Origin of the sequence: Mesorhizobium sp. M0601, assembly GCF_040320845.1 — a bacterium.
Lineage (GTDB): Bacteria > Pseudomonadota > Alphaproteobacteria > Rhizobiales > Rhizobiaceae > Mesorhizobium.
The window spans coordinates 1-2500 of sequence record NZ_JAMYQK010000078.1 but is presented as its reverse complement, the minus strand read 5'-3'; the positions used below and the strand labels follow the sequence as shown (position 1 = coordinate 2500).

Below are 2500 nucleotides of genomic sequence, written 5' to 3'. Positions count from 1 at the left end.
TGGGAAAGGATGTGAGGATCCCAAAACAACCAGGATGTTGGCTTAGAAGCAGCCATCATTTAAAGAAAGCGTAACAGCTCACTGGTCTAAATAAGGGTCTTTGCGCCGAAAATGTAACGGGGCTAAAGCCATACACCGAAGCTTAGGGTTTGCAGCAATGCAAGCGGTAGCGGAGCGTTCTGTAAGCTGATGAAGCCATACCCGTGAGGGGTGGTGGAGGTATCAGAAGTGCGAATGCTGACATGAGTAACGTAAGGGGAGTGAGAGACTCCCCCGCCGAAAGTCCAAGGGTTCCTGCTTAAAGCTAATCTGAGCAGGGTTAGCCGGCCCCTAAGTCGAGGCAGAAATGCGTAGACGATGGGAACCACGTTAATATTCGTGGGCCTGGAGGAAGTGACGGATCATTGAGGTAGTCCAATCTTATCGGATTGAAAGGGCTGCTGCGTGGTTCCAGGAAATAGCTCCTCCTTATAGACCGTACCCGAAACCGACACTGGTGGACTGGTAGAGTATACCAAGGCGCTTGAGAGAACTATGCTGAAGGAACTCGGCAAATTGCACGCGTAACTTCGGAAGAAGCGTGACCCTTTCATGCGCAAGCATGGGAGGGTGGCACAGACCAGGGGGTAGCGACTGTTTATCAAAAACACAGGGCTCTGCGAAGTCGCAAGACGACGTATAGGGTCTGACGCCTGCCCGGTGCTGGAAGGTTAAGAGGAGGGGTGCAAGCTCTGAATCGAAGCCCCAGTAAACGGCGGCCGTAACTATAACGGTCCTAAGGTAGCGAAATTCCTTGTCGGGTAAGTTCCGACCTGCACGAATGGCGTAACGACTTCCCCGCTGTCTCCAGCATAGACTCAGTGAAATTGAATTCCCCGTGAAGATGCGGGGTTCCTGCGGTTAGACGGAAAGACCCCGTGCACCTTTACTATAGCTTTACATTGGCATTCGTAGTGGCATGTGTAGGATAGGTGGTAGGCTTTGAAACCTGGGCGCCAGCTCAGGTGGAGCCACCCTTGAAATACCACCCTTATCACTATGGATGTCTAACCGCGGCCCGTTATCCGGGTCCGGGACAATGTATGGTGGGTAGTTTGACTGGGGCGGTCGCCTCCTAAAGAGTAACGGAGGCGCGCGATGGTGGGCTCAGAACGGTCGGAAATCGTTCGCTGAGTGCAATGGCATAAGCCTGCCTGACTGCGAGACTGACAAGTCGAGCAGAGACGAAAGTCGGTCATAGTGATCCGGTGGTCCCGCGTGGAAGGGCCATCGCTCAACGGATAAAAGGTACGCCGGGGATAACAGGCTGATGACCCCCAAGAGTCCATATCGACGGGGTTGTTTGGCACCTCGATGTCGACTCATCGCATCCTGGGGCTGGAGCAGGTCCCAAGGGTATGGCTGTTCGCCATTTAAAGCGGTACGTGAGTTGGGTTCAGAACGTCGTGAGACAGTTCGGTCCCTATCTGCCGTGGGTGTAGGAATATTGAAAGGATCTGTCCCTAGTACGAGAGGACCGGGATGGACGGATCTCTGGTGGACCTGTTGTGGCGCCAGCCGCATAGCAGGGTAGCTATATCCGGACGGGATAACCGCTGAAGGCATCTAAGCGGGAAACCCACCTTAAAACGAGTATTCCCTGAGAACCGTGGAAGACGACCACGTTGATAGGCCGGGTGTGGAAGAGCGGCAACGCTTGAAGCTTACCGGTACTAATAGTTCGATCGGCTTGATCGTTCTCATTCCTAATGCCCATTTCTGGTGACAATCCTTGGATTGCGCCGAGATGGATGGCACAGAAAACAGCTTCTCGAGCAACGTGCGTTTTGCCGACCTGGTGGTTATGGCGGAGCGGCTGCACCCGATCCCATTCCGAACTCGGCCGTGAAACGCTCCAGCGCTGATGGTACTTCGTCTCAAGACGCGGGAGAGTAGGTCGCTGCCAGGTCTGCCAAGCGCACGTTGTTTAATCTTCTCCTTACGAACAGGCCCGCCAACGGGATATCGGGCCGCGCAAGCGGCCCTTTCATTTGGCGGAAGCTTGAATCCAGTGAGCCAAGGCTTACTTCTAGGGTTGACGCGGGGTGGAGCAGCCCGGTAGCTCGTCAGGCTCATAACCTGAAGGTCACAGGTTCAAATCCTGTCCCCGCAACCAAATTCGAAAACGGCCCGCCTTGTGCGGGCCGTTGTCGTATGGGCTGAAGTACGGCGACAGGACACTCAGCATTCGTAAGCGCCAAGCTGACCCCATCTGGCGCGGCTTGAGGTGATGAGCGAGACATACTGACACTGAAGCAAGGAGCCGAGGAGCTTGCAGTGTCAATTTCTATGTCTGCGCCTATGCCTGATGATAGAAGTTTCCATGTTCTTGAAGCGGTTGCCAACCGACTGGAGGCAAGCCCGCAGCGTCCGCGGCGGCGCTGGTCGGCGGAAGCGAAGTCGCGGCTGATCGAGGCGACACTGAAGCCGGGCGCGAATGTATCGGCCATTGCCAGACAAG

Annotated in this window: 1 tRNA gene and 2 rRNA genes (1 of these 3 cut by a window edge); all 3 read left to right on the top strand. The window is 55.1% G+C overall.

Going from position 1 to position 2500, the window contains the following annotated elements:
- Positions 1–1737: ribosomal RNA gene (locus tag NKI41_RS32365) — 23S ribosomal RNA — on the top strand (it extends 1062 nt beyond the left edge of the window).
- Between the two features lie 96 nt (positions 1738–1833).
- Positions 1834–1948 (top strand): 5S ribosomal RNA (gene rrf / locus NKI41_RS32360).
- Between the two features lie 130 nt (positions 1949–2078).
- Positions 2079–2155, top strand: a tRNA-Met gene (locus NKI41_RS32355).
- Positions 2156–2500 lie beyond the last annotated feature (345 nt).